The 24,838-nt window shown below is 73.6% G+C and carries 20 protein-coding genes; 9 read left to right on the forward strand and 11 right to left on the reverse strand.

Features of this window, described 5'->3' with window-relative positions:
* Positions 1 to 74: 74 nt before the first annotated feature.
* Positions 75 to 2,192: a 1-deoxy-D-xylulose-5-phosphate synthase gene (dxs, locus tag OG370_RS34740; RefSeq protein ID WP_443060804.1), complete on the forward strand. Its 2,118-nt coding sequence runs from the start codon at positions 75 to 77 to the stop codon at positions 2,190 to 2,192.
* 14 nt (positions 2,193 to 2,206) lie between these two features.
* On the forward strand, positions 2,207 to 3,625 hold the full coding sequence (locus OG370_RS34745; RefSeq protein ID WP_328474713.1) for an aspartate aminotransferase family protein: 1,419 nt from the start codon (positions 2,207 to 2,209) through the stop codon (positions 3,623 to 3,625).
* A 114-nt stretch (positions 3,626 to 3,739) separates the two neighbouring features.
* Here the strand turns inward: OG370_RS34745 and OG370_RS34750 are convergent, their stop codons facing one another.
* Positions 3,740 to 4,624 (reverse strand): tyrosine-protein phosphatase, encoded by an 885-nt coding sequence (locus OG370_RS34750; protein ID WP_328471330.1) that lies wholly within the window; start codon positions 4,622 to 4,624, stop codon positions 3,740 to 3,742.
* Between the two features lie 355 nt (positions 4,625 to 4,979).
* Between OG370_RS34750 and OG370_RS34755 the strand changes: the two genes are divergently transcribed.
* Positions 4,980 to 5,783, forward strand: coding sequence for an SGNH/GDSL hydrolase family protein (locus tag OG370_RS34755; protein WP_328474715.1), 804 nt, complete (start codon positions 4,980 to 4,982; stop codon positions 5,781 to 5,783).
* 97 nt (positions 5,784 to 5,880) lie between these two features.
* Here the strand turns inward: OG370_RS34755 and OG370_RS34760 are convergent, their stop codons facing one another.
* On the reverse strand, positions 5,881 to 6,339 hold the full coding sequence (locus OG370_RS34760) for an ATP-binding protein (RefSeq protein ID WP_328471332.1): 459 nt from the start codon (positions 6,337 to 6,339) through the stop codon (positions 5,881 to 5,883).
* 178 nt (positions 6,340 to 6,517) lie between these two features.
* Between OG370_RS34760 and OG370_RS34765 the strand changes: the two genes are divergently transcribed.
* The 3 genes from OG370_RS34765 (at position 6,518) to OG370_RS34775 (ending at position 8,459) form a co-directional block, all read left to right on the forward strand.
* Positions 6,518 to 7,342 (forward strand): helix-turn-helix domain-containing protein, encoded by an 825-nt coding sequence (locus OG370_RS34765; protein ID WP_328474717.1) that lies wholly within the window; start codon positions 6,518 to 6,520, stop codon positions 7,340 to 7,342.
* Between the two features lie 3 nt (positions 7,343 to 7,345).
* The gene (locus tag OG370_RS34770) at positions 7,346 to 7,597 is read left to right on the forward strand and encodes a DUF397 domain-containing protein (protein WP_328471334.1); all 252 of its coding nucleotides are present in this window, start codon (positions 7,346 to 7,348) and stop codon (positions 7,595 to 7,597) included.
* A gap of 67 nt (positions 7,598 to 7,664) precedes the next feature.
* Positions 7,665 to 8,459 (forward strand): SAM-dependent methyltransferase, encoded by a 795-nt coding sequence (locus tag OG370_RS34775; protein ID WP_328471336.1) that lies wholly within the window; start codon positions 7,665 to 7,667, stop codon positions 8,457 to 8,459.
* Positions 8,460 to 8,646: 187 nt separating this feature from the next.
* On the opposite strand, the gene OG370_RS34780 is transcribed toward OG370_RS34775, so the two are convergent.
* Positions 8,647 to 9,675: a saccharopine dehydrogenase family protein gene (locus OG370_RS34780; RefSeq protein ID WP_328471338.1), complete on the reverse strand. Its 1,029-nt coding sequence runs from the start codon at positions 9,673 to 9,675 to the stop codon at positions 8,647 to 8,649.
* Between the two features lie 113 nt (positions 9,676 to 9,788).
* Here OG370_RS34780 and OG370_RS34785 point away from each other — a divergent pair, with 113 nt between their 5' ends.
* Positions 9,789 to 10,064, forward strand: coding sequence for a DUF5302 domain-containing protein (locus OG370_RS34785; protein WP_328471340.1), 276 nt, complete (start codon positions 9,789 to 9,791; stop codon positions 10,062 to 10,064).
* A 291-nt stretch (positions 10,065 to 10,355) separates the two neighbouring features.
* Positions 10,356 to 12,362, forward strand: a complete 2,007-nt coding sequence (locus OG370_RS34790) for a M3 family metallopeptidase (protein ID WP_328474719.1) — start codon at positions 10,356 to 10,358, stop codon at positions 12,360 to 12,362.
* A gap of 73 nt (positions 12,363 to 12,435) precedes the next feature.
* Here OG370_RS34790 and OG370_RS34795 read toward each other — a convergent pair whose 3' ends face one another.
* From OG370_RS34795 to OG370_RS34825, 7 genes are all read right to left on the reverse strand, one after another.
* A complete protein-coding gene (locus OG370_RS34795; RefSeq protein WP_328471342.1) occupies positions 12,436 to 13,401 on the reverse strand; it encodes a phosphotransferase family protein in 966 nt (321 codons plus the stop codon).
* A 10-nt stretch (positions 13,402 to 13,411) separates the two neighbouring features.
* On the reverse strand, positions 13,412 to 14,584 hold the full coding sequence (locus OG370_RS34800; RefSeq protein ID WP_328471344.1) for an MBL fold metallo-hydrolase: 1,173 nt from the start codon (positions 14,582 to 14,584) through the stop codon (positions 13,412 to 13,414).
* A 96-nt stretch (positions 14,585 to 14,680) separates the two neighbouring features.
* A complete protein-coding gene (locus tag OG370_RS34805; protein WP_328471346.1) occupies positions 14,681 to 15,520 on the reverse strand; it encodes a GNAT family N-acetyltransferase in 840 nt (279 codons plus the stop codon).
* A 182-nt stretch (positions 15,521 to 15,702) separates the two neighbouring features.
* A complete protein-coding gene (locus OG370_RS34810; protein ID WP_328471348.1) occupies positions 15,703 to 16,212 on the reverse strand; it encodes an SRPBCC family protein in 510 nt (169 codons plus the stop codon).
* Positions 16,213 to 16,297: 85 nt separating this feature from the next.
* The gene (locus tag OG370_RS34815) at positions 16,298 to 16,924 is read right to left on the reverse strand and encodes a GNAT family N-acetyltransferase (protein ID WP_328471350.1); all 627 of its coding nucleotides are present in this window, start codon (positions 16,922 to 16,924) and stop codon (positions 16,298 to 16,300) included.
* A gap of 91 nt (positions 16,925 to 17,015) precedes the next feature.
* Complete coding sequence (locus OG370_RS34820; protein ID WP_328471352.1) at positions 17,016 to 19,985, reverse strand: glycoside hydrolase family 2 TIM barrel-domain containing protein; 2,970 nt, start codon at positions 19,983 to 19,985, stop codon at positions 17,016 to 17,018.
* 220 nt (positions 19,986 to 20,205) lie between these two features.
* Positions 20,206 to 21,126 carry an NADP-dependent oxidoreductase gene (locus OG370_RS34825; protein ID WP_328471354.1) on the reverse strand — a complete coding sequence of 307 codons (921 nt, stop codon included), beginning with the start codon at positions 21,124 to 21,126 and terminating at the stop codon, positions 20,206 to 20,208.
* An 80-nt stretch (positions 21,127 to 21,206) separates the two neighbouring features.
* Here OG370_RS34825 and OG370_RS34830 point away from each other — a divergent pair, with 80 nt between their 5' ends.
* Positions 21,207 to 21,782: a TetR/AcrR family transcriptional regulator gene (locus OG370_RS34830; protein ID WP_328471356.1), complete on the forward strand. Its 576-nt coding sequence runs from the start codon at positions 21,207 to 21,209 to the stop codon at positions 21,780 to 21,782.
* 359 nt (positions 21,783 to 22,141) lie between these two features.
* On the opposite strand, the gene OG370_RS34835 is transcribed toward OG370_RS34830, so the two are convergent.
* Complete coding sequence (locus OG370_RS34835) at positions 22,142 to 24,796, reverse strand: hypothetical protein (RefSeq protein ID WP_328471358.1); 2,655 nt, start codon at positions 24,794 to 24,796, stop codon at positions 22,142 to 22,144.
* Positions 24,797 to 24,838: the final 42 nt, after the last annotated feature.

The following is a 24,838-nucleotide window of genomic DNA, read 5'->3' on the forward strand; positions in this document are numbered from 1 at the left end:
CTCGTACCCGCACTGCCACCGGCCGGTCAGCGGCCGGCGATCCACCGCAATCCCGGCAGGAACGAGGTCCACACATGTCGATGCTGGAGAACATCAAAGGCCCGCGCGACCTGAAGGCACTGCCCGACGGCCGGCTGGACGAACTCGCCGCCGACATCCGCCACTTCCTCGTCGACGCGGTCGCCAGGACCGGCGGCCATCTCGGCCCCAACCTCGGCGTGGTGGAGCTGACGATCGCGCTGCACCGCGTCTTCGACTCACCCGCCGACCGCATCCTGTGGGACACCGGCCACCAGTCCTACGTGCACAAGCTGCTCACCGGCCGGCAGGACTTCTCCAAACTCCGCACCAAGGGCGGCCTGTCCGGCTACCCGTCCCGTGCCGAGTCCGAGCACGACGTGATCGAGAACAGCCACGCCTCCACCGTGCTCGGCTGGGCCGACGGCCTCGCCAAGGCCAACGAGCTGCGCGGCAGCGACGACCGCGTGGTCGCGGTCATCGGCGACGGCGCGCTCACCGGCGGCATGGCCTGGGAGGCGCTGAACAACGTCGCCGCCGCCCGGGACCGCCCCCTGATCATCGTCGTCAACGACAACGAGCGCTCCTACGGCCCCACCATCGGCGGCCTGGCCAACCACCTCGCCACCCTGCGCACCACCGACGGCTACGAGCGCTTCCTGTCCTGGGGCAAGCAGCTCCTGCAGCAGACGCCGGTGATCGGCCAGCCGCTCTACGAGTCGCTGCACGGCGCCAAGAAGGGCTTCAAGGACGCCTTCGCGCCGCAGGGCATGTTCGAGGACCTGGGGCTGAAGTACCTCGGCCCGATCGACGGCCACGACATCGCCGCGGTGGAGTCCGCGCTGCGCCGCGCCCGCCGCTTCCACGGCCCGGTCCTGGTGCACTGCCTCACCGAGAAGGGCCGCGGGTACGCCGCCGCCGAGCAGGACGAGGCGGACCACTTCCACACCGTCGGCGCCATGGACCCGCTCACCTGCCGGCCGCTGGCCCCGTCCCGGGGCCCGTCGTGGACCTCGGTGTTCGGCGAGGAGCTGGTGGCCATCGGCGCCGAGCGCCCCGACGTGGTCGCCATCACGGCGGCCATGCTCCAGCCGGTGGGCCTGGCGAAGTTCGCCGCGGCCTACCCGCACCGCGTCTTCGACGTCGGGATCGCCGAGCAGCACGCCGCGACCTCGGCCGCGGGCCTGGCCACCGGCGGCCTGCACCCGGTCGTCGCGGTCTACGCGACCTTCCTCAACCGCGCCTTCGACCAGGTGCTGATGGACGTCGCGCTGCACAAGTGCGGCGTCACCTTCGTGCTGGACCGGGCCGGGGTGACCGGGGTGGACGGCGCCTCGCACAACGGCATGTGGGACATGTCGATCCTCCAGGTGGTGCCCGGGCTGCGGATCGCCGCGCCGCGCGACGCGGACCAGTTGCGCGCGCAGTTGCGGGAGGCGGTCGCGGTGGACGACGCGCCCACCGTGGTGCGGTTCCCGAAGGAGACCGCGGGGGAGGAGGTGCCCGCGCTCGACCGGATCGGCGGCGTGGACATCCTGCACCGGCCGGCCGCGGGCCTGCGGCCCGACGTGCTGCTGGTCTCCGTCGGCGCGCTGGCCGGCACCTGCCTGTCGGTCGCCGAACTGCTCGCCGGGCGCGGCATCGGCGTCACCGTGGTCGATCCGCGCTGGGTCAAGCCGGTCGACCCCGCCCTGGCCGAACTCGCCGCCGGGCACCGGATGGTGGCCGTCGTCGAGGACAACGGCCGTGCCGCGGGGGTCGGTTCGGCGATCGCCCAGGCGCTGCGCGACGCGTCCGTCGACGTGCCGCTGCGCGACTTCGGCATCCCTCCGCAGTTCCTCGCGCACGCCAAGCGGGACGAGGTGCTGGCGGACATCGGGCTGACCCCGGCGGAGATCGCCGGGTCGGTGGGTGCATCGTTCCTGCGGCTGGCCGCGCGCACCGAGCCGGGGGCGGTGACGGAGAGCGGCACGGCGGCGTCAGCGGCGGCCGGCGCCGTACCCGGAACCGCGGCAGGCCCCCGCGCCGTACCCGGGCGCGCGGCGGGAACCACTGCCAAGGACGCGGGCAGGACCGTCCCCGGGCAGGCCGACCCGGCCGGTTCCGACACCGCGAGACCGGCGCATACTTCGGGTGGCAGCACCCCACGCACGCGAGGAGCAGGTGAACGATGACATCGTCCGACCCGATGCCGGACCCGGACAGCGCGGTTCCCGGTGCGCAGCCGAAGGGGTTCGACCTGGGCACCCTGCTCGCGGAGCGGGGCGGTGAGCGGTACGAGCTGCACACCAAGCACCTGAACCACCAACTGCCGCGGATGCTGCGCACCATCGGCTTCGACAAGTACTACGAGCGGGCCGAGGGCGCGCACTTCTGGGACGCCGAGGGCAACGACTACCTGGACATGCTCGCCGGCTTCGGCGTGATGGGCGTCGGCCGCCACCACCCGGTGGTCCGCAAGGCGCTGCACGACGTGCTGGACGCGGGGCTGCCGGACCTGACCCGGTTCGACTGCCAGCCGCTGCCCGGGCTGCTCGCCGAGAAGCTGCTCGCCCACACCCCGCACCTGGACCGGGTGTTCTTCGGCAACAGCGGCACCGAGGCGGTGGAGACCGCGCTGAAGTTCGCCCGGTACGCCACGGGTAAGCCCCGGGTGCTGTACTGCAAGCACTCCTTCCACGGCCTGACCACCGGCTCGCTGTCGGTCAACGGGGAGGAGGGCTTCCAGGACGGCTTCGCGCCCCTGCTGCCCGACACCGAGGTCGAGGTCGGCGACCTCGACGCGCTGGCCCGCGAACTCAAGCGCGGCGACGTGGCGGCGATGATCGTCGAGCCCATCCAGGGCCACGGCGTGCACATCCCCCCGGCCGGCTACCTGCGCTCCGCCCAGTCGCTGCTGCGCGCGCACAAGGCGCTGCTGATCTGCGACGAGGTGCAGACCGGCATCGGCCGCACCGGCCGCTTCTACGCCTACCAGCACGAGGAGGGCGTCGAGCCCGACCTGCTCACGGTGGCGAAGACGCTCTCCGGCGGCTACGTCCCGGTGGGCGCGACCCTCGGCAAGGACTGGATCTTCAAGAAGGTCTTCTCCTCGATGGACCGGGTGCTGGTGCACTCGGCCAGTTACGGCTCCAACGCGCAGGCCATGGTGGCCGGCCTGGCCACGCTGTCGGTGGTCGAGGACGAGCAACTGGTCGAGAACTCCCGGCGGATGGGCGACCTGCTGCGCACCCGGCTGGCCGCGCTCGTCGACGAGTACGAACTGCTGAAGGACGTCCGTGGCCGCGGGCTGATGGTCGCGGTCGAGTTCGGCCGGCCCAAGTCGCTGAAGCTGCGCAGCCGTTGGACGATGCTCCAGGCCGCACGCAAGGGCCTGTTCGCCCAGATGGTGGTGGTGCCGCTGCTCCAGCGGCACCGCATCCTCACGCAGGTCTCCGGGGACCACATCGAGGTGATCAAGCTGATCCCGCCGCTCGTCGTCGACGAGGCGGACGTGGACCGCTTCGTGCAGGCGTTCACCGAGGTGATGGACGACGCGCACGGCGGGGGCGGGCTGATGTGGGACTTCGGCCGGACCCTGGTGAAGCAGGCGGTGGCCAACCGGTAGGCGGCTGCCCCGGCCCGGCGTCGTCACGGACCCGCGTCGTCACGACCCGCACCGCTTCCACCCCGCGCCGCCCGGTGTCGGGCGCCGCGGGGTGGCGGTCCGGCGGGAGGCCGGTCAGTCCGTGAGGAGGCGGTCCCGCAGGCGCGCGCGGGCCGCGGGGGCGAGGGCGAGACCCTCTTCGAGATAGCGGTCGACGGAGCCCCAGTGCTGCTCGATCGTGTCGAACGCGGCCCGCAGGTACTCGATCCGGGCCTCGAAGAGCGGGTCGAGCAGCTCGCGGACGGCGGGGTCGATCGCGGTGCCGGTGCTTCCGTCGCCGCGGACCACCTTGTAGCGGCGGTGCCGGGCGTTGCTCTCCAGGTAGTCCGCCTCGATCGCGGACCGCTCCACGCCGAGCGCGAGCAGGATGATCGCCATGGAGGTGCCGGCCCGGTCCTTGCCGGCGGCGCAGTGCAGCAGCGCGGGCACGGCGGCGCGGTCCGACGGCCCGGCCGCCGCGGTCGTCACCGGCTGCCGGCCGTCCCGCGCGTCGTCGGACGGCCCGGCGAGCAGGGCGAGCATCCGGCCGTGCTCGGAGGTGCGTTCGAGGATGAGCTTGCGGTAGGACGCCTCCATCCGCTCCGCGCCCCTGCCGTCGCCGAGTGCGGCGTGCAGCGCGCCGAGGTCGCCGTCGCGGACGGTCCGCCAGAAGTCCGCGTTCTGCGCGGGGTCGCTGAGCGGGATGTTGATGTTGCGGGTGCCGGGCAGCGTGACGTCGGGGCCTTCGAGCGCGATGTCGTCGCCGTTGCGGAAGTCGAAGACGGTGTGCAGCCCGAGCGAGGCGAGGAAGTCCGCGTCCTGCTCGTCGGCGTGCGCGAGGTGGCCGCTGCGGAAGAGCACCCCCGGCCGTACCCGCCGGCCGTCGGCGGTGGGCAGCCCGCCCACGTCGCGGAAGTTGCGCACCCCGGTCAGCTGGGGTTCCGGGCCGGTCGCGGCGGACTGCCGCACTTCCTGCGTCACCGATGCTCCTTTTCCTCGTCCTTGCCATGTCGTGAACTGCGCCTGTCGCGGCCGCACCGCGCCACCGCCGACGATACGGCAGCGCGGGCGAAGGCGTACCGAGCGGTATGTGTCGGGCCGTATTCCGTCTGCGGGCGGTCTTCTCCGGGCCGGCCGGGTGGGATGAATCACGTGCCGTCGATCCGTCCTTACGGTCGCGTAGGTCACAGGCCGAGGAGAAAAATGGTGCGACGTGGCTGACGATACGCGGACAGATGACAACGGAGAGACCGACGAAGGACGACCGGCGCAGCGGACGGCGACCGGCACAGTGACCGGCACGGCGACCGGCGGACCGGGCGGCGGACCGGGCCGGGTGCTCGCGCCGGCCACGGCCGGCTTCGGGTCGTACGCGGCGGTGGGGGACAGCTTCACGGAGGGCGTCGGCGACCCCGGGCCCGGCGAGGCGTTCGTGGGGTGGGCCGACCGGCTGGCGAAGCTGCTCGCCGAGCGCCGGGCCGGCGCGACCCCGCCCGGCGACTTCCGCTACGCCAACCTCGCGGTGCGCGGCCGGCTGCTGGACCGGATCATCGACGAGCAGGTGCCCCGGGCCGTCACGCTCGCGCCCGACCTGGTCACCTTCTGCGCCGGCGGCAACGACATCCTGCGCCCGGGCAGCGACCCCGACGCGCTCGCCGAGCGGTTCGAGGGCGCGGTCGCGCAGTTGCGCGCGGTGGTCGGCACGGTGATGGTCTGCACCGGCTTCGACACCCGCGGGGTGCCGGTGCTCGGCCTGCTGCGCGGCAAGATCGCGACGTACAACGCCCATGTCCGCGCGGTCGCCGACCGCTACGGCTGCCCGGTGCTGGACCTGTGGTCGCTGGCGGCCATCCACGACCGGCGGGCCTGGAGCGACAACCGGCTGCACCTGTCGTCCGCCGGCCATGTCCGGGTGGCGCTGCGGGCCGCCCAGGTGCTCGGCCTGGAGCCGCCGACCGACCCCGACCTGCCCTGGCCGCCCGAGCCGCGCCGGCTGCCCGCGCAGGTCCGCCGGGACAACATCCACTGGGCCCGCGAGTACCTGGTGCCGTGGATCGGCCGCCGGCTGCGCGGGGCGTCCTCCGGCGACGGCGTGCTGCCCAAGCGGCCGGAGCTGCTGCCGCTGGAACCGCGCCGCTAGGAACCGCGCGGCGGGGAGCCGCGTCGTCAGGGCTCGGCGGCCGGCCGGTGAACGTCGGTACGTCGGCCGAAACGTCGGCCGGTACGTCGGCGATACGTCAATGGGGCGCGCGGTGTGCGGCCAGTTCGGCCCACACCACACGCCCCATGCCATCCGCTGCGGGATCGGAACCCCAGGCTGCCGCCAGTACGCTCACCAGCAGCAGTCCTCGCCCGCCCTCTTCGTCGGCAGTGGCCGCACACGGCACCGGGTCCCCCTCGCCGCGCCCCTGATCGGTCACTTCGAGTCGCACCGCCGAGCCGACGTCATGCAGTGCGCACGTGATCTTCTCGCTGTCGGTGTGCCGGACCGCGTTGGTGAACAGTTCGGTCACCACCAGTCCCGCGTCGTCCCTCAGCTCGGCGTCCGCGCCCCACTCCCGGAGGCGGGCCCGTATCCGTGCGCGGGCGGCCGCCACGGACGCGCTCAGCGCGGGCAGCCGGAAGACGTCCTGGTGCCCGGGGGCGCGGACGTCTGCCCGGCACTCGGGCCGGAGAGCGTGAGTTGAAAGGACCACCCCGTAACTATGAGGCCCGCGCTGGACACATGGCAAGGTCCGAACTGTAAATTACAGAATCGACAGAACATGCTGTTCCTGGCGCTGACGTCATGACACACTGCATGTCAGTCAAGGGAGTTGGAGGATGAGGCACGTGATGGACCCCCGGCCGGGTGGTGCCCCGACGGTCCTGCGCATGGTGCTCGGAAAACGCCTCCAGGACCTCCGCGAGAAGGCCGGTCTCAGTTTCGAGCAGGCCGGCCGTGCCCTTGATGTGACCCACGCCACGATCCGGCGGATGGAAAAGGCCGAAGTCGGTCTGAAGATCCCGTATGTCGAGAAGCTGCTCACCACCTACGGCGTCACCACTCCCGACGAGATCGGCGGCTTCCTCGCGCTGTGCCGCGAAGCCAACCGGCCGGGCTGGTGGCACAACTTCCGCGACGTGCTGCCCGAGTGGTTCAGCGCCTTCGTCAGCCTCGAAGGCGAGGCGTCGGTCATCCGCGCCTACGAGCCCCACTACGTCCCCGGACTGCTCCAGGTCCCCAGCTACGCCCAGGCCGTGCTGCGCGCCGGGCTGCCGAACGCCACCCCCGAGGAGATCGACCGGCTGGTCACGCTGCGGGTCGAGCGGCAGGCGCTGCTCAGCCGCGACGAGGCACCCCTGCTGTGGGTCGTGATGGACGAGACGGTGCTGCGCCGGCCGATCGGCGGCCGCGGCGTGATGCGCGAGCAACTGGGCGCCCTGATCGACGCCGCCGACCTGCCCAACGTGCGGCTGCAGGTGATCCCGTTCGCCGCGGGGCCGCACCCGGCCATGTACGGGCCGTTCCACATCTTCCGGTTCCAGCTCAAGGAGATCCCGGACATCGCCTACACGGAGAGTCTGGTGGGCGGCGCCTACTTCGACGACCGCGACGACGTGTCCACCTTCCTCGAAGCCCTCGACCGGATGTGCGCGCAGGCAGCGCCGGCACAGAGCACCAAAGCCATCCTCGATGGCATGCGCAAGGAGATCTGAACCATGGATCGCGTCACCAACGACACCATCTACAACGGAATGCCCGCCACGGAACTCGGCGCCGACGGCTGGCGAAAGCCGTGGAGCGGCGGCAACGGCGGCTCCTGCGTGGAGGCGAAGAGACTCAACGACGGCCGGGTGGCGCTGCGCCAGTCCACCGACCCCGAGGGCCCCGCGCTCATCTACACCAACCACGAGATCACCACGTTCATCCTGGGCGCCAAGTCCGGCGACGCGGACTTCCTGCTCGGATGACCGGGCCCTGCCGCCGGCCCGGCCGGCCCCGACCCCTCGACCAGGCAACGACCAAGCGGAGGACCGCGTGACCGAGCAGGGCTTTCCCGCCGGCGAGATCGACACCAGCCGCCCGCATCCGGCTCGGATGTACGACTACTACCTCGGTGGCAAGGACAACTACGAGGTGGACCGGGAAGCCGCCGACCGCATCGTCGACGCGGCCCCCGAGGTGGTCGTGGGAGCCCGCGCGAACCGGGACTTCCTCCAGCGGGCGGTGAGCTTCCTCGCGGAGCGCGGGGTGCGCCAGTTCATCGACATCGGCACCGGCATACCCACCTCGCCGAACACCCACGAGATCGCCCACTCCGTCGCCCCCGACGCACGGATCGCCTACATCGACAACGATCCGATCGTCGCCACCCACGCCGGCGCCCGCCTGCTCGGCACCGGCAACACCGGCTTCTTCCTCGCCGACATGCGCGACCCGCAGACGATCCTGCGGCACCCCACCATCAGCGAGCTGATCGACTTCGACCAGCCGGTCGCGCTGATGCTGGTGTCGGTCCTGCACTTCGTCACCGACGAGGAGGACCCGCGCGGCATGGTGACCACGCTGGGCGAGGCGCTGCCGGACGGCAGCTACCTGGTGCTCTCGCACGCCACCGCCGACTTCCACGCCGAGAAGGCCGGCGAGGTGACGGCGGTGTACAAGAACGCCACCGCCGTGCTCACCCCGCGCAGCCACGCCGGAGTGCTGGGGTTCTTCGACGGGTTCGACCTGGTCGAGCCCGGCCTGGTCCAGGTGAACCACTGGCAGCAGGAGGTGCCCGAGGACGAGCCGCCGGTCGGCGTCTACGGGGCCGTCGCCCGCAAGCGGTGAGTGACCGCGGCTGAGTACCGCCGCTCTCGAACAGGGGCCCTGCCGGGGCGCCCGGCCGGTGTCAGGGGAAGGACGCGCCCGGGACGCCGACCGACGGGGCCCCACACCTGCCCGCCCGCCGACCCGCACACCTGCCCGCGTGCGCGCCCGCCCGCCTGCCGGTCCGCGTCCGTCATGTCCGCCCGCGTCAGTGCGGCGTCTCGATCGAGACGGTCACGTCGTCCAGCGACGCGGCGAAGTCCGCGCCCAGCGCGCGGGACGGTGTCTGGAAGCCCGCGGCCAGATCGGGCAGCCGCTGCACGATCCGCAGCACCGCGTCGCTCGTGATCCGGTACGGGTTCGGGCCGGTCAGCGTGGCGGTCGCCTTGTTGCCCGCCGCGTCGGTCGCCTGCCCCCACACCTCGCTGCGGGTGCCGGCCAGCCGCCGCTCGCCCGGCCCCCGCACCACCAGCCCCACCGCACCCGAGACCGCGCGGCGCAGCGGCCCGAGCCGCACCGCACGGGAGGCGGCCACCACGGCCTGCGGCATCGCGGTGTAGGTGGTGATGTCGGGGATGCCCGTCGAGTGGTAGGCGGTGCTCACGTCGCCCCACGGGATCGACACCACCGTGCGGGCGCCCGAGGGGAAGGCGGCGCGCACCTGGCGGGAGCCCAGCGGCACCGAACGGATCTCGCCACCGCTGCGGATACGGCCGCCGTCGGGCGCGCCCTCCACCAGGGTGCGGGCGGTGCCGGGGCTGGGGCCGCCGCCGAGCAGGAACGCCAGGTCGAGCTGGGTGGCGTCCGGCAGCCTGGCCGCGAGCAGCGCCGCCACGCAGTCGGTCGGCACCACGTCGAAGCCGGCGCCCGGCAGCAGGGTGATCCCGGCCGCCTCCGCGCGGGTGCCGAGCGCGCGCAGCGACTCGAACACGTCGATCTCGCCGGTGATGTCCAGGTAGGGCGTCCGCGTCTCCACGCACGCGTGCGCCATCGGCAGCGCGGTACGGGTGAACGGCCCCGCGCAGTGCGCCACCGCCGTCACGTCCTTCAGCCCGCGGCGGATGGCGGTCGGCTCGGAAAGGTCGAACACCCGGTGCTCCAGACCGAGTTCGGCGGCGAACGGGACCAGCTTGGCGGCGTTGCGACCGGCCAGCACGGGGCGCTGGCCCTGCGCGACGGCACGGCGGGCGATCAGGCGACCGGTGTACCCGGTGGCCCCGTACAACAGCCAGGTCATGGAGTGTGATCCTTCCGCGGCGGTGCTACGAGAGCTGACCGGAACCGTACACGCGCGGTCCGTCAGGCCGCTATTCAGTAGGCGGGGGGCGGCCGACGTGCGAGGCTTGGGGCATGACCGACGCAAAGCAGGCGGCCGACACGGCCGCCGACAGCAGTTCGCTGGATGCGGAAGCGGCCGCACCGGCCGATTCCGCGGAACCGGAAGGGGAGAACCCGGCCGCACCCGCCGAGGACGACGTGAAGCGCAAGTTCCGTGAGGCGCTGGCACGCAAGCAGGGCGGGCGCGGCGGAGGCGGCACCGCGGGGACCGGACCGGACCAGTCCAAGGTCCACGGCGCCCACGGCCGCGCGGGCGGAGCACGCGAGTTCCGCCGCAAGTCGGGGTGACCTGACCCTCCGGGGTGCCCCTGTCCGCCGGTTGAGGGACCACCCGCCGGTGGGGGGTTCTCGCGCAGTTCCTCGCGCCCCTGAGTACGTGCGGCTGCTTCCGTGCGGAGGGAGCCGCACCAGACCAGGGGCGCTGGGGGCACTCCCCCTGGCTCCGCCGGGGGCACCCCCACCCAGGCGGAGCTCCGGGGGAGGACTGCGCGCCCAGCAGGCCACCGGCCTGGTGGCCGGAATGCGACCGAAACCGTGACGGCGGGGGCCCGGGCGGCTGTATAGGGTCGGACGGTGACCATGAACCCGCTGCTGAGCCCGAGCCCGCTGCCCTACGGCCTGCCCGCATTCGCCGGGTTGGACGACGCCCACTACCTCCCGGCGTTCCAGCAGGCCATCGCGGAGCACACCGCCGAGGTCGAACGGATCGCGGCGGACCCCGAACCCCCCACCTTCGCCAACACGCTGGAGGCGATGGAGCGTTCGGGCGGACTGCTCGCACGGGTGGGCGCGGTCTACGGCAACCAGGCGTCCGCACACGTCACCGACGGCCTGCGGGAGATCGAGTCCGAGGTCAGCGCGATGACGTCCGCGCACACCGACGAGGTGTACCTGAACGCGAAGCTCTACGCGCGGATCAAGGCGCTGTACGAGACACGCGACTCCCTCGGCCTGGACCCGGAGTCGCTGCGGCTGCTGGAGCGGTACCGTATCGCCTTCGTCCGTGCCGGGGCGGAGCTGTCGCAGGAGGGCCGGGAGCGGCTGCGCGCGCTGAACGCGCGGATCGCGGCCGCGAGCACCGAGTTCGGCCAGAACGTGCTGGCCGCCAACAAGGACGGCGCCCTGGTGCTGGACGACCCCGCGCAACTGTCCGGCCTGTCGCCGGACGCGGTCGCGGCCGCCGCGGCGAACGCCCGCGAGCTGGGCCACGACGGCAAGTGGGTGCTGAGCCTGCGGAACTTCACCAACCAGCTCGAACTCGCCGTTCTCGACGACCGCGAGCTCCGGCGCCGCCTCCTGGCCGCCGCCATGGACCGCGCGCAGGACACCAACGGCCCGCTCGCGGTCACCCTGGCCACCCTGCGCGCCGAGCGGGCCGCACTGCTGGGCTACGACAGCCACGCCGCGTACACCGTCGCCGACACCACCGCCGGCAGCACCGAGGCCGTGACCGCCCTGCTGGAGCGCCTGGTGCCGCCCGCCGTGGCCAACGCCCGCCGCGAGGCCGACGCGCTCGCCGAGACCGCCGGCGGGCCGATCGAGGCGTGGGACTGGGCGTACTGGTCGGAGAAGGTCCGCAAGGAGCGTCACTCCATCGACCAGGCGGCGCTGCGCCCGTACCTCGAACTGGAGTCCGTGCTGCGCGACGGCGTCTTCCACGCCGCCCACGAGGTCTACGGGATCACCGTCACCGAGCGGCCCGACCTGGTCGGCTACCACCCCGACGTCCGGATCTTCGAGGTCTTCGACGCCGACGGCAGCGGGCTCGGGCTGTTCCTGATCGACTTCTTCGCCCGGCCGACGAAGCGCGGCGGGGCCTGGATGAACGCGCTGGTCCCGCAGTCCCGGCTGCTCGGCCGGCAGCCGGTGATCGTCAACAACCACAACATCGCCAAGCCCGCGCCCGGCGAGCCCGCGCTGCTGACGTTCAGCCAGGTCGACACGCTCTTCCACGAGTTCGGGCACGCCCTGCACGGGCTCTTCTCCGACGTGCGGTACCCCTACTTCTCCGGGACCGCGGTGCCGCGCGACTTCGTGGAGTACCCGTCGCAGGTCAACGAGATGTGGTCGACCTGGCCCGAGGTACTGGCCCGGTACGCGCGCCACCACGAGACCGGCGAGCCGATGCCCGACGGCATGGTGGCGCGGATGCTGGAGGCCGCACGGTTCGGCGAGGGCTTCGCGACGGTCGAGTACCTCGCGGCGGCGCTGCTGGACTGGGCGTGGCACTCGCTGCCGGCCGGCAGCGACCCGGGCGACCCGCTGGAGTTCGAGGCGCGCGCCCTGGCGGCGGCCGGGATCGACCTGCCGGCGATCCCGCCGCGCTACCGCACCACCTACTTCACGCACATCTTCGGCAGCGACTACAGCGCCGGCTACTACTCCTACATCTGGAGCGAGGTGCTGGACGCCGACACCGTCGACTGGTTCGAGACCCACGGCGGCATGCGGCGCGCCAACGGGGAGATCTTCCGCCGCGAGTTGCTCGCGAAGGGCGGGAGCAAGGACCCGATGGCGGCGTTCGCCGTGGTGCGCGGCCGCGCACCACGGGTCGAGCCGCTCCTCTCCCGCCGCGGCCTGCGGTAGCCGGCCCCCGGGCTGCCGGCGCCCACGGCGGGCGGGCGCCGGCGGTCGGGGCGGTGGGGGCCGCGCCGGGTGGTCAGTTCGGGGCGTTCATCAGGTCGATGACGTAGGCGTCCAGCCGCGCGTCCGCCGCCCGCGTGGTCAGCTCCGCCCGGCCCGCCTGCCGCCAGGGCCGTGCGGTGTCGCGCAGGTCGCCGGCGAAGGCCAGCGCGTCCAGCAACCGCCAGTAGCGCCGTTCCGGTGCGGTGGCGGCGAGCGTGCCGCCGGCCGCCTCGTACTCCGCCGCGAACCGCCCGCCCCACGAAGAGCCGTGCAGCAGCGCCAGGTTGGTGGAGCAGTGCGCCACGTCGAGGTCCGCCGGGCCCCATGAGGTCTGCACCCAGTCGACGACGCCGGTGATCCGCGGGCGCGGGCCCGCCAGGTCGAACAGGACGTTGCCGGGGTGGAAGTCGCGGTGCAGGAACCGTCCGGCGAAAGGCGGCGCCGGTTTCCCGATCACGTCGATCGCGGCGGACCAGGCCGCCGGGTCGGCGCTCTCCGGCCGGACGACGGTGTCGGCGGTCGTCCACGCCTCGTACGCGGGTGGGCGCCGCGCGGGCCGCACCGCGTGGATCGCCACGAGCGCGCGGGCCAGCAGCCGGACGCGTGCGTCCAACTCCTCGTCGTCGAAGACCGTCCGGCCGGGCAGATGCGTCATGAGCAGCGACGGGTACTCGCACCACGCGGCGGCCGGGTCGGCGGCGACCAGCACGGGCGCCGGCACACCGCCGCCCGCGGGCACACCGGGCGCACCGAGCACGTCGAGGGCGTCGGCCTCACGGCCGAGCAGGTCCTCGGCGTGCTCGACGAAGAACGGATGGGTGAAGGTCCGCAGCACCAGGTGCCGCACCCCGCCCGCCGGTCCGGTGACCGTCAGCCGCCGCATCTCGGCGCTGATGCCGCCGTGCAGCCTCTCGGCCCCGGTGATCCTCTCGCCGGGCCGCAGGTGCCGCCCGGCCCAGGCGAGCGTGCGCGGCCGTATCGCCTCGTCGTCGACGGTCATCGCCGGGCGGCTACGCGTCCGCGACCTGGTCCCGCTGCGCCGGGGCGGGCGGCGGCCACGGGGTCCAGCCGGTCTCGGGGGTGACGGCGACCTCGCGCCACCAGGGGAAGGCGGCCGGCGCGGTGACGGGCTCGAAGGGCTGCCCGACGAGCGGGGTGACGGCCTGTACGCCGGAGCGGTGGGCGGCGTCGAGGGTGCCCTCGCCGGGGTCGGACCAGGCGTGCGGGGCGAGGTTGAAGGTCCCCCAGTGGATGGGCAGCATCACGCCGTGCGAGGTGCCGCCGGACAGGTCGAGGTGGGTGCGGACGCCCTCGGCAGGAGTCATGTGGATGTCCGGCCAGAACTCGCTGTACGCGCCGATCTGGATCATGGTGGCGTCGAACGGGCCGTGCAGCTGGGCGATGTCGGCGAAACCGGGGAAGTAGCCGGTGTCGCCGCTGTGGTAGATCCGGTGGATGTCGTCGGTGACGACCCAGGAGGCCCACAGGGTCTGCTGCCGGCCGCGCAGGCCGCGCCCGCAGAAGTGCCGCGCCGGGGTGGCGGTCAGGGTCAGCCCGGCCACCTGGGTGGACTCGTGCCAGTCCAACTCGCGCAGCCGGTCCGCCGGCACCCCCCAGTGCTCCAGGTGCGAACCGACGCCCAGCGGCACCACGAAGACCGCGCCGCCGCGGATCAGCGCGATGATCGTCGGCATGTCGAGGTGGTCGTAGTGGTCGTGGGAGATCACCACGGCGTCGATACCGGTCAGCGACTCGACCGGCACGGGTGCGGGGTGCACCCGCTTGGGCCCGGCGAACGCGAACGGCGAGCACCGCTCGCCCCACACCGGGTCGAAGAGCACCCGCCGGCCGCCGATCTCGGCGAGCACCGAGGAGTGGCCCATCCACGTCAGCCGCAGGCCCGAGGCCGGCGGCTTGGCGAGGTCGGCGAGCGTGGTGGGGTGCAGCGGGACCGGCCGGGCCGGCTTGCGGCCCAGCCGCGCGTCCTTGCGGAGGTTGGCCGGCAGCGCCTTCAGCATGCCGCCGCTGGGGGTGGTGCGGGCGCCGACCGGGTTCACGAAAGCCCCGTCGGCGTAGTTGGGTGAGGCGAGAATGCGCTCCAGCCGCGCGCCCGCGGGGTCCGCGCCGAAGGGTGCGGGCCGCAGCTTCACGAGGTGGGACGGCTGTCGGCGGGCGCCGGTCACGGCTCCTCCTGGCGATCGTCGGGCGGCGGGGTATCCGCCGCTTCCATTATGCGGGGCGGTCGCGGAACCGCTCCGGTGAACGCGATGAGCTCTCGATCACCCGAAGGCGACCGCCAGTTGGTCCCGAACCGGAACGTAGCCCAGCCGCCGGTAGACGTGGTTGCTCACCGGGTTGGCCAGGTCGGTGAAGAGCACGACGTCACGCGCCCCGGTGTCCAGCGCGGCCCGCGACACCGCCGCGGTGACGGCTCCCGCGTAGCCGCGCCCGCGCAGCGCGGCCGGGGTGTAGACGGCGACGACCCGGATCGCGCCGTCCTCCGGCGACGTCATGCCCGCCATCGCGACGGGTTCGCCGTCCACCTCCCACAGGACGCGGCCGCCGAACCGGAGGGCGTCGGCCACGATCCGCTCCGCGGCGGGCGTGGGCTCGCCGATGTCCCGGGCGAACTCCTGGTGCCAGCGCAGCAGCAGGCCGAGGTCCTGCTGCCCGGCGACCCGGGCCCGGCCGGGCGGCGCGGGGCTGCGCGGGGTCAGGGTGCCGAGCCGGTGCAGCCGCTGCTCGCGCACCACCCGGGGCGCCGCGCCGGTCCGCTCCCGCCACGCCTCACCGAACGCCCGGACCGCGTCCGCGTCCCCGCGCGCCCCTTCCAGCGGGCCGTCCCACCCGGCGGCCAGCTCGCGGGAGGACTGCCGGGTGCCGGGCGCGAGCAGCGGCGGATACGGCGGGGTGCGCAGGAACGCGGCCCGCACCGCCCCCTCGTCGCCGGCCCGCCACCAGCCGAACACCGGCGGCTGCGCTCCGTACGCGTCTGGGCCCCGCCGGCGCAGCGTCCCGCAGATCGTCCGCAGCACGTTCGTCTCCAGCGGGTGCCGGTCCAGGAAACCGCCCGCCGTGGCGGTGAACTCCGCCACCGACGGTGTGAACGTCCATCCCATCGACCCATCCTGTCCCCACCCGCCGGGTTCACGCACCGGGAATTCGCGCGATGACCGGGCGGGCTGCCGGCGTACGGCTCGCCAACTCCCGTGCCGCGTCAGCGGCCAGGCCAGGCACGGGCCCACGGCGGCCGCGTCTGCGTTGCCCCGGCTTGCGCTCCGGCCTCCTCGTCCGCCCTCTCCTACCCGTCCGCCGTCTCCTGCTCGTCCACCGCGTCGGCGAGCCGCTCCAGCGTCCGCTCCATACCGCTCACCCAGACCTGCCCGCCCTGCATCCCGTCCCGCTCGTCGGCCGGGGCGCGGGAGCAGTCGTACGCCTCGGTGACCAGGGTGGACCGTGGGCCGGCGGGGGACAGGGTGTAGATCCAGCGATGGCCCCAGCGGCTGCCCGGCAGGCCGTGTCCGGGGTGGCCGCGGCCCGCCTCGGGCTCCCAGGCGATACGCCGGTCCTGTTCGTACTCGACGACGTGGTTGTTCATCTCGTAGTGGCCGTGCTCCGAGTAGTACATGCGCATCACGAAGACGTCGCCGACGCGGGAGACGGGCGTCTCGGTGACCGCGCCGCGCAGCATGCCGGAGCCGTCGAGATCGGTGTGCCGGGTGGGGTTGGTCAGGACCCGGAAGACGGCCGCCGGCGGGGCGGGAATCACCCGCGACACCGTCACGGGTTCGTACGGGGACTCGTCGGTCATGGTGTACCTCCTGCCGCCGAGCGTAGGGGCGGGCACTGACAATCGGCCGCGGCCGTACCCGGCGGCGTGGAGGCTTCCGGAGGCGTTACGACGTGGCGCGGCCGAGGTACGTCAGCGGCCCCGCGTCCGGGACCGGGATCTCGTGGAAGCCGAGCCGGTCGTAGAACGCGCGGGCGGAGGTGTTGGTGCTGAGCATGCCGAGGTGCACCGCCGGGACCCCCTTCGCCGCGAGCGCGGCCAGGTACGCGGTCATCAGGGCGCGGCCGTGCCCGGACCGCTGCGCCCGGGGGAGCAGGTCGATGTGCAGGTGGGCGGGGTAGGAGGCGAGCGCGGGCACCACCATCCGCTCGGGGAGGTGCAGCAGCACGGCCATCGACTCGGCGGGCGTGCCGGGTTCGCCCGCCGGTGCGGGCCAGCGGCCGGCCACGGACGGCAGCCACTCCGCGCGGAACCGCTCGACGAACCGCGCGGTGTCGCCGGTGCCGACGATGTAGCCGACCGTCTGCCCGCCGCCGTCGTCCACCACGAAGGTGAGGTCGGGTTCGAGAACCGCGTACGGCGCCGCGAAGATCGCGCCGACCAGGTCGCGGTCGGGCTCGGCGTAGGACGCGGAGGCGTCCTGACCCGCGTCGGCGGTGCGCAGGCAGATGTCGTACAGCGCAGGCAGGTCGGCGGGGCGGTACGGGCGGACGAAGGGGGTGGTGCCGGTCACGGGTGCTCCGGATCGTCGATGTCGGGTGAGTGTGTGGGTCTGGGTCGGGCTGGATGGCGGGGCCGGTGGCCCGGTCGGGGCGGCCGGCCGGTCAAAAGGGGGGCCGGGGGCCGGCCGGGTGGCCGGCGCGCAGCGTGCCGAAGGTGAAGGAGAACGCGGCCGGGGCGGCGGCCAGCCGGAACTCCGGCAGCGCCTCGGGCCCGCACGCGCCGCTGCCCACCCCGTGCAGTCCGTGGTCAAGGTGCAGCCAGATCAGGTCGCCGCGCTTCAGCTCGTTCGTGTGCTCGGCCGCCGTGAGTTCCTCGGTGCTCCACGGCCGGGCGGTGAACCAGAACGGCGGCGCACCGGTCACCCGCAGCCCCGAGCCGTCGGACCGGCGCAGCTCCGCCCACCGCACGTCGGCGCGGGCGCCGTTCTCCTGCGGTCGTACGTAAGGCGTCTGCAGGCCGTCGACGGTCGAGCGGTGCCGGCCCAGCCGGGACGCCTCGCGGGTGTCGGGGTACGCCTCGCCGGGCCCGCCGCCGTACCACTCGACGGTGTCGAGCGTGGGGCACAACCCGAGCCGTATGCCGAGCCGCGGCAGCGGCAGGCTCCATGGGCCCTCCGGGGTGACCTCGACGTCCAGGGCGAGCCGGTCGCCGGCCGCCGTCCAGCGGTAGACGGTGCGCAGCGCCAGGTCCGAGGCGGCCGGCGCGACCCGGGTGGTGACGGTCAACGAGTCCTGGCCGGGCGCCACTTCGTCGATCCGGTGCCGCATCCGGTCCAACCCGGCGTCCCGCCAGCGGCGTTCGAGCTGTCCGTCCGGATACCAGTCCGCCCCGCGGTCGTTGTCGATCGGCGCCCGCCACACGTCCAGCCGGGGGCCGTCCACCACCGCGCCGTCCAGGTAGCGCAGGGTGCCGTCGGCCGCGTCGAACATGCCGGGGCCGAGCATGATCAGCCCGCCCTCGACCCGCCGCGGGGTGTGCGGCGCGCCGGGCAACGGGCCTGCCGGCACGGCCGGTCGAGCCACCTCGAACTGGGCCCACGCCACTTCGTGGCCGGACGGCGCCCACGCGGTGTCCTCGGCGAGCACCGCCCGCACCGTCCAGCACGCCTCGCGGTCCGCCGCGGTCCGCGGCTCCCGCGGCAGCGCCACCTCGGCGCTCGCTCCCGGCGCCAGCGCGGGCACCTCAAGCCGTCCCTCGGCGACGAGTTCGCCCTCCTCCTCGTACGCCCAGTGGAAGGACAGTCCCGAAACGTCCGCGAAGTCATGGCGGTTGGTGACGGTCAGCAGGCCGCGCGCCAGATCCGCGGCGAAGCCGACCGGCTGCACCACCTTCTTGTACTCGACCAGCCCGGGGGAGGGCGTGCGGTCGGGGAAGACCAGCCCGTCGCAGACGAAGTTGCCGTCGTGCAACTCCTCGCCGAAGTCCCCGCCGTAGGCGAAGTACGCGCCGCCGTCCGCGGTCCTGCGGCGCAGCCCGTGGTCGATCCACTCCCACACGAAGCCGCCCTGGCAGCGTTCGTACGTCTCGAAGATCCGCTGGTACTCGCTGAGTCCGCCCGGGCCGTTGCCCATGGCGTGGGCGTACTCGCACAGGAGGAACGGCATCGCGCGCCGGCGCAGGTCCGACTCGGCGTCCAGGAGCGGGGGTTCGGCGCGGCGGCCGATCGACTCGCTCTCCTCGTGGTTGGCGTACATTCGGGAGTAGACGTCGACGTCCGCGCAGGACTGGTCGCCCTCGTAGTGGATCGGGCGGGCCGGGTCGCGCTGCCTGATCCAGTCGGCCATCGCGGACAGCCCGCGCCCGGTGCCGCACTCGTTGCCCAGCGACCACATCACCACCGCGGGGTGGTTCTTGTCGCGCTCGACCATCCGGGCGGCCCGGTCCAGCAGGGCCGGGGTCCACCGCTCGTCGTCCACCGGGTTGCGGCGCCAGTCGACCTCGGAGAAGCCGTGCGTCTCCAGGTCGCACTCGTCGACCACCCACATCCCCAACTCGTCGCACAGGTCGAGGAACGCCGGGTGCGGCGGATAGTGGCTGGTGCGGACCGCGTTGACGTTGTGCCGCTTCATCAGCAGCAGGTCCCGGCGCATCGTCTCCAGGTCCACCGCCCGGCCGTGGTCCGGGTCGAACTCGTGCCGGTTCACCCCGCGGAACAGCACGCGCCGCCCGTTCACCTTCAGCAGGCCGTCCTCGACGCGGACCGTGCGGAAGCCGATCCGCAGCGGAACCCGTTCGCCCTCGGTGGCCAACTCCGCGTCGTACAGCCGCGGTACCTCCGCCGACCACGGCTCCACCGGCACCACCGCGGTCTCGCCGGTCGCGACGTCCAGGCCCAACTCCGGTACGGTCACGGTCCCCTGGGGATCGCAGTCGACCCGCAGCGAGCCGTTGCCGGTCAGGTGGTCGTAGTCGCAGTGCACGAAGAAGTCCGTGACGGCGCCCTCGGGCCGTTCGATCAGCGTGACCTCGCGGAAGATGCCCGGCAGCCACCACATGTCCTGGTCCTCCAGGTAGCTGCCCGAGGACCACTGGTGCACCCGCACCGCCAGGACGTTCCCGCGCGGCCGCAGCAGTTCGCCGACCTCGAACTCCACCGGCAGCCGGCTGCCCTTGAAGGTGCCCAGCTCCTCGCCGTTGAGCCAGACCCGGGCGCAGGAGTCCACCCCGTCGAAGCGCAGCACCGCCGCGCCGCCCGGCCAGTCGCCCGGCAGGTCGAAGCCGCGCAGGTGATCCCCGGTGGGGTTCTCGGTGGGCACCCGCGGCGGGTCGATCGGAAAGGGGTAGCGGACGTCGGTGTACGCGGGCCGGCCGTAGTCGTGGTCCTGGCCGTGGCCTTGGAGCGGCCAGTGCGAGGGCACCGGCAGCACGTCCCAGCGCGAGGCGTCGAAGCCGGGGCGGGCGAACGAGTCGTCCGACCCGTCCGCCGTCGCCGACAGCCGGAACCGCCATGCCCCGCCCAGGTTCACCCGGCGCGCGTCGGACACCCCCGTCCACGCCCGCGGCGGGAGCGCTCCCGTTCCCGGCCCCATGTCCTCGTAATACGGAAGCGGCCCGGACGGCGCCTCGTGCATGGTGCGGCTCCTCATGGTCCCGTCGAACGAATGTACCTGCCTGCGACGACGATTCTTCGCCAGCGGGGAGGGGCGGCGCCAGCGCTCACGCGGACGGATTCGGGGGATTCACGAGTGACGGGCGGGGCGAGGGCGGTTCACACACGCACGCGCGGCTCGGACATACCCGCGCACGGCTCAAGCACCCGCGCACGGCACACCCACCCACCCGCGGCTCGGCTCACGCCTCCACGCGCAGCACCGTCTTCCCCTTCGCGGCACCGGACTTGATGTCCTCGTGCACCTTCGCGATGTTCTCCCACGACTCGACGCGCCAGACCGGAACCGTCAACGTGCCTGCGGCGACGGCGTCGGCGACCGTCTGGGGGGCGTCCAGGCGGAAGACGGTGCCCTCGCGGCCGCTGGCCCGGACGCCGAACTCCGCGGCGTTGCCGAAGTCGGTGACCGTCACCACGTGCGAGGGATCGCCGCCCGCGATCGCGATCAGCTCGGGGAGCTGGCCGCCGGGGCCGATGTCCAGGACCCGGTCGACGCCACCGGGAGCCAGGGCGCGCACGCGGTCCGCGAGGCCGTCGCCGTACTCGGTGACCTTCGCGCCGAGTTCGCGCATCGCCGCGGCCTTCGCGGCGCCCGACGTCACGATGACCTCCGCGCCGCGGCCCACCGCGATCTGCGCGGCGAGCCGCCCGACGGCGCCGCTGCCCCCGTTGATGAACACGGTGTGCCCCTCGACCACGCCGAGTTCGTCGAGGGTGCGGATCGCGGTCTCGGCGAGCATCGGGATGGCCGCCGCCTGCTCGAAGGACATGGTGTCCGGGATGGTGGCCCAGTCGTCCAGCACCGCGAACTGCGCCGCGCCGGCGGTGGCGCCGCCGAACATCAGGTTCCCGAAGACCCGGTCGCCGACGGCGGTGCCCGCGACGCCCTCTCCGGCCCGCGTGACGACGCCGGCGGCCTCGAAGCCGGTCCCCTGCGGCAGGGACCCGCCCAGGGCGCCCTCGCGGACGAACCAGTCGGCGGGGTTGGTGCCGCACGCGCGCACCTCGATCTGGACCTGGCCGGGGCCGGGGACGGGCGTCTCGGTCTCCACGAACCGCAGCACCTCGGGTCCGCCGAACTCGTCGATCTGTACCGCTCGCATGATCACTCCACTCCGACGACATGATGACACTTGATGTCATCAGAACGATAACACCAAGTGTCATCGGGTAGGGTGAAGGCATGCCGAGATGGGAGCCGGACGCCCGGCAGCGCCTGGAGACAGCCGCGCTGGAGCTGTTCGCCGAGCGCGGCTACGACGGCACGACCGTCGCGGACATCGCGGAGCGCGCGGGCCTGATGAAGCGGTCGTTCTTCCGCTACTTCCGCGACAAGCGGGAAGTCCTCTTCGGCGGCACCGACGGGCTGGTCACCCAGCTACGGGCGGGGGTGGGCGACGCCCCGGCCGGCGAGCCGCCGTGGCAGGTGCTCCTCGGCGCCCTCGCCGGCTCCGCCTCCCTCTTCCCGGCGGACCGCTCCCTCGCCCACCGGCGGCAGAGCGTCATCGCCGCCAACCCCGAACTCCGGGAACGGGAAGTCCTCAAGGTGGCGGTCCTCGAGGACGTGCTCAGGGACCTGCTCGCCGAACGCGGCGTCCCCCAGCGGCAGGCGGCCTACCTGGTGCGGCTCGCCCTGACCGTCTACGAGCAGGCGTTCACCCAGTGGATGGAGCCCGGCGCCCGCGCCACTTTCGAACGCTGCGTGGCCGACGCCGACGCCGAACTCCAACGGGCCCTGTCCACCCGCCACTTCGCGTAGCCGGTTCCTACCGATTATCGGATCGTCGGTCCGGCCGTGCTGTGCCGTCCCGTCCCGAACCGGTCCCGTGTCAGCGGGCGGCCCGGCACGGGTCCGGTCGGGTTCCACGCCGACCTGGCCACCCCGGGCTCGGCGGGCACGGGCAGGCCGCGCGCCCGCGGCACGCCGAGCGGAACTCGGGAGGCTCCACTCGACGCTGCTGACCGGCACGGAGCCGATCGGTGCGCCGCCGGCCACCCCGTCGAGGGAGGGCCGACGGACCGGCCGTGCCGAAGGCCGCCCGTCGGCGGGGTGGTCGACTCGAAGCGGCGGCACGCCCCGCCGGCGGTGACCGGACCGGGCGGCCGAGCGCCGCCAGGTCAGGCCGGGTCCACCCGGATCGAGCCGAAGGTGTTCTGCGTCAGGCTCGACACCAGGCCGATGCCGCCGCGGCGCAGCGCGATGCCGCTGTCCCGGCGGACCAGCGTGCCGTCCAGCCACAACTCGAGGACGTCCGCGGCCGCGTGGACGAGGAACGTGGTGGCGGCGCCGACCTGCGGGAAGGGCGCCGGCGCCGCGGCGCCGACCTGCGTCAGGGTGCCGTCGTGCTTGGTGAACAGCCGGGCGTTGCCGTCGGCGCACAGCCGGTACTCGTAGTAGTTCGCGTCGTCCTGGAAGCGCGCGACCACCCCGACGAACGTGTCCTGCCGGTAGGAGGGATCGGAGTACCACACCACCGGTGCCACCGTCGGGCTGACGGTGACCGTGAACCGGTAGTCGGCCCAGGTCTGATCGCCCGCGACGAGCAGGGCCGGCTCGCCGATGGTGTCGCCCTGGGACTCGCCCTCGGACAGGTTGGTGTTGGCGATCACCGGCCCGTGGGCGCCGTCGGTGACGTCCCAGTCCCCGCGGCCCTCGACGATCCGCCACCCGGCGGGCAGCCGATGGCCCAGGTCGGTGGTCGCGCCGGCCCGGATCGGCGCCGTCCACGGCAGGCGGACCGGATCGCTGATCGCCACCTCGACGGCGGCGGTGACGTCGGGTTCGGCGGCGCTCGCGGCGGTGATCGTCACCGATCCGCCGGCCGGGACCCGGGCCGGGGCGGTGTAGGTGCCGTCGGCCGTCACCGTGCCGACGCGGCTGTCGCCGCCGGGCCGGCCGTCGACCGACCAGCGGACCTGCCGGCCGGTGCCCTGCGTCGGTACGGCCACCAGGTGCACGCTGTTGCCGGCCGGGACGGAGGACGGGCCGGGGAACGGGAACACGACCCGGCTCGGCGTCAGGTGCGGCCGGTAGGGCCGGTCGAGGCCGATCACCAGTACGTCGTGGTACTCCAGCCGCGGCACCCGTACGGTGACCCGGCCGGAGGCGTACTGCCAGGACGGCGCCTGCCGTCGAGACGGACCGACGGTGTCCGGGGTCACCAGCGTGACGCCGGCCGGGCGGCGGTCGGTGGACACCGTCACGGTCAGGTCGGTCTGCGTGCGCATGCTGCCGGTGTCGTTGTCGAAGTCGCCGTTCACCACGTGCACGATCCGCCGGCCCGGCTGGTCGAACGCGGACAGGTGCACGTTCGGCGCGCTGACCTCCAGCGTGGTCGGGGTGATCACCCGCAACTCGCGCCGCAGTTCGTGGGTGTCCCGCTGGAACGCGGCCAGATTGGACTCCAGCGTGAACACCCCGCGCACCAGCCCGTCGAGCACGTTGTACATGCTGCGGCCGGCCGCCGGGAAGCCGCCCGCGGCGAGGATCTGGGCGGAGGCGATCCGCACGAACGCCGGCCAGGAGCCGAAGTCGTGCGGCCCCCAGAAGATGGTCGGCGTCGCGTAGTCGACGAAGAACACGAACGGCTTGGGCGCGACCTTGGCGATCGCGGACCGCAGCTGCGGGATGAGGTTCGCGGTGCCGTCGAACGGCGCCGTGCTCTCGGCGGCGGGCACGTCGAGACCCTGGAGCCGGAACGGGTAGTTGCGCAGGTAGTAGTCGACCGCCTCGGCGCCGGTGTTGGTGTCGCCGTCGAGCGCGGGGAAGTCCGCGCCGCCGTAGGTCGAGTTGGCCGACAGGTAGACCGTACGGCCGTGCGTCTGCCGCGCCCGCTGCCTGATCGCGCGCATCGCCGGGGCGATCACGGAGGTGTCGGTGGGGTACCACTCGTCGAACTCGACGCCGTCGAACCCGGCCGCGATCTGCCGCTCGGCCTTGAAGACCAGTTGCCGGACGGCGCTCGGGGTGTCACTGATCAGGTGGTACACCGGGCCGTTCCCGAGCGGGTCGCCGGACGCCTCGGCGGGGTCCACCCCCGGCGCGAGCGTCTCCAGGTCCGGTTCCCAGTAGCTCGCCGACACGCCGGCGCCGAGCAGCGCGCCGTCCTGTGCGAGCCGGACCAGGCTCTGCCGGACCGCGGGGAAGCCGCGGTCCTCGTACTCGGTGCCCACCCACTCGTACGCCGACCGGTGCACGAAGTCCGGGGCGATGACCCGGGTGAGCCGGCGGTTGCGGGCGTCGGACGCGTTCTGCTCGAAGAGCCACACCTCGACCTGGTCGAGGCGGCTCGGCGGGGTGGCCGGCGCGTTGGACGGCGCCGACCAGTGCCGGCCGTCGTAGGTCGCCAGCGCGAACCAGTGCCGGGTGTCCGGGTCCAGCCCTGAGACGTCCAGCTGGTGGCCGGCGCCGGCGGAGCCGATCGGGCGGGGGCCGCCGAGGCGTCGCGCGGTGGGCCATGTCGAGGCGTCGATCGGGCGGTCGGCCGACCGGAGTTCGTACCGGAGAGCGCCGGCCGGCGCGGTCCAGCTCAGGGTGATCCCCGCCGAGGTCACCGACTCGACGGCGAGGTCGGTCACGGTCGCCGCCGACCGGCCGGCGGCCGGCGATCCGCTCCGCGCCGGCTGAGCGCCGGCCGGTTCCGCGCCGGCCGGTTCCGCGCCGGCCGGTCGGGCTTCGGCGACCCCGACCGGAACGGCGACCGCACCGGCCCCGACCACCGCGATGGTGAGGAACCGCCGGCGACCGATGCCGGGTTGAGCTGACGCGTCCACGCGACCCTCCGACCGGGGGATGGGGGTTCTGACATCGTTGTC

Origin of the sequence: Streptomyces sp. NBC_00448, from assembly GCF_036014115.1 — a bacterium.
GTDB lineage: Bacteria > Actinomycetota > Actinomycetes > Streptomycetales > Streptomycetaceae > Actinacidiphila.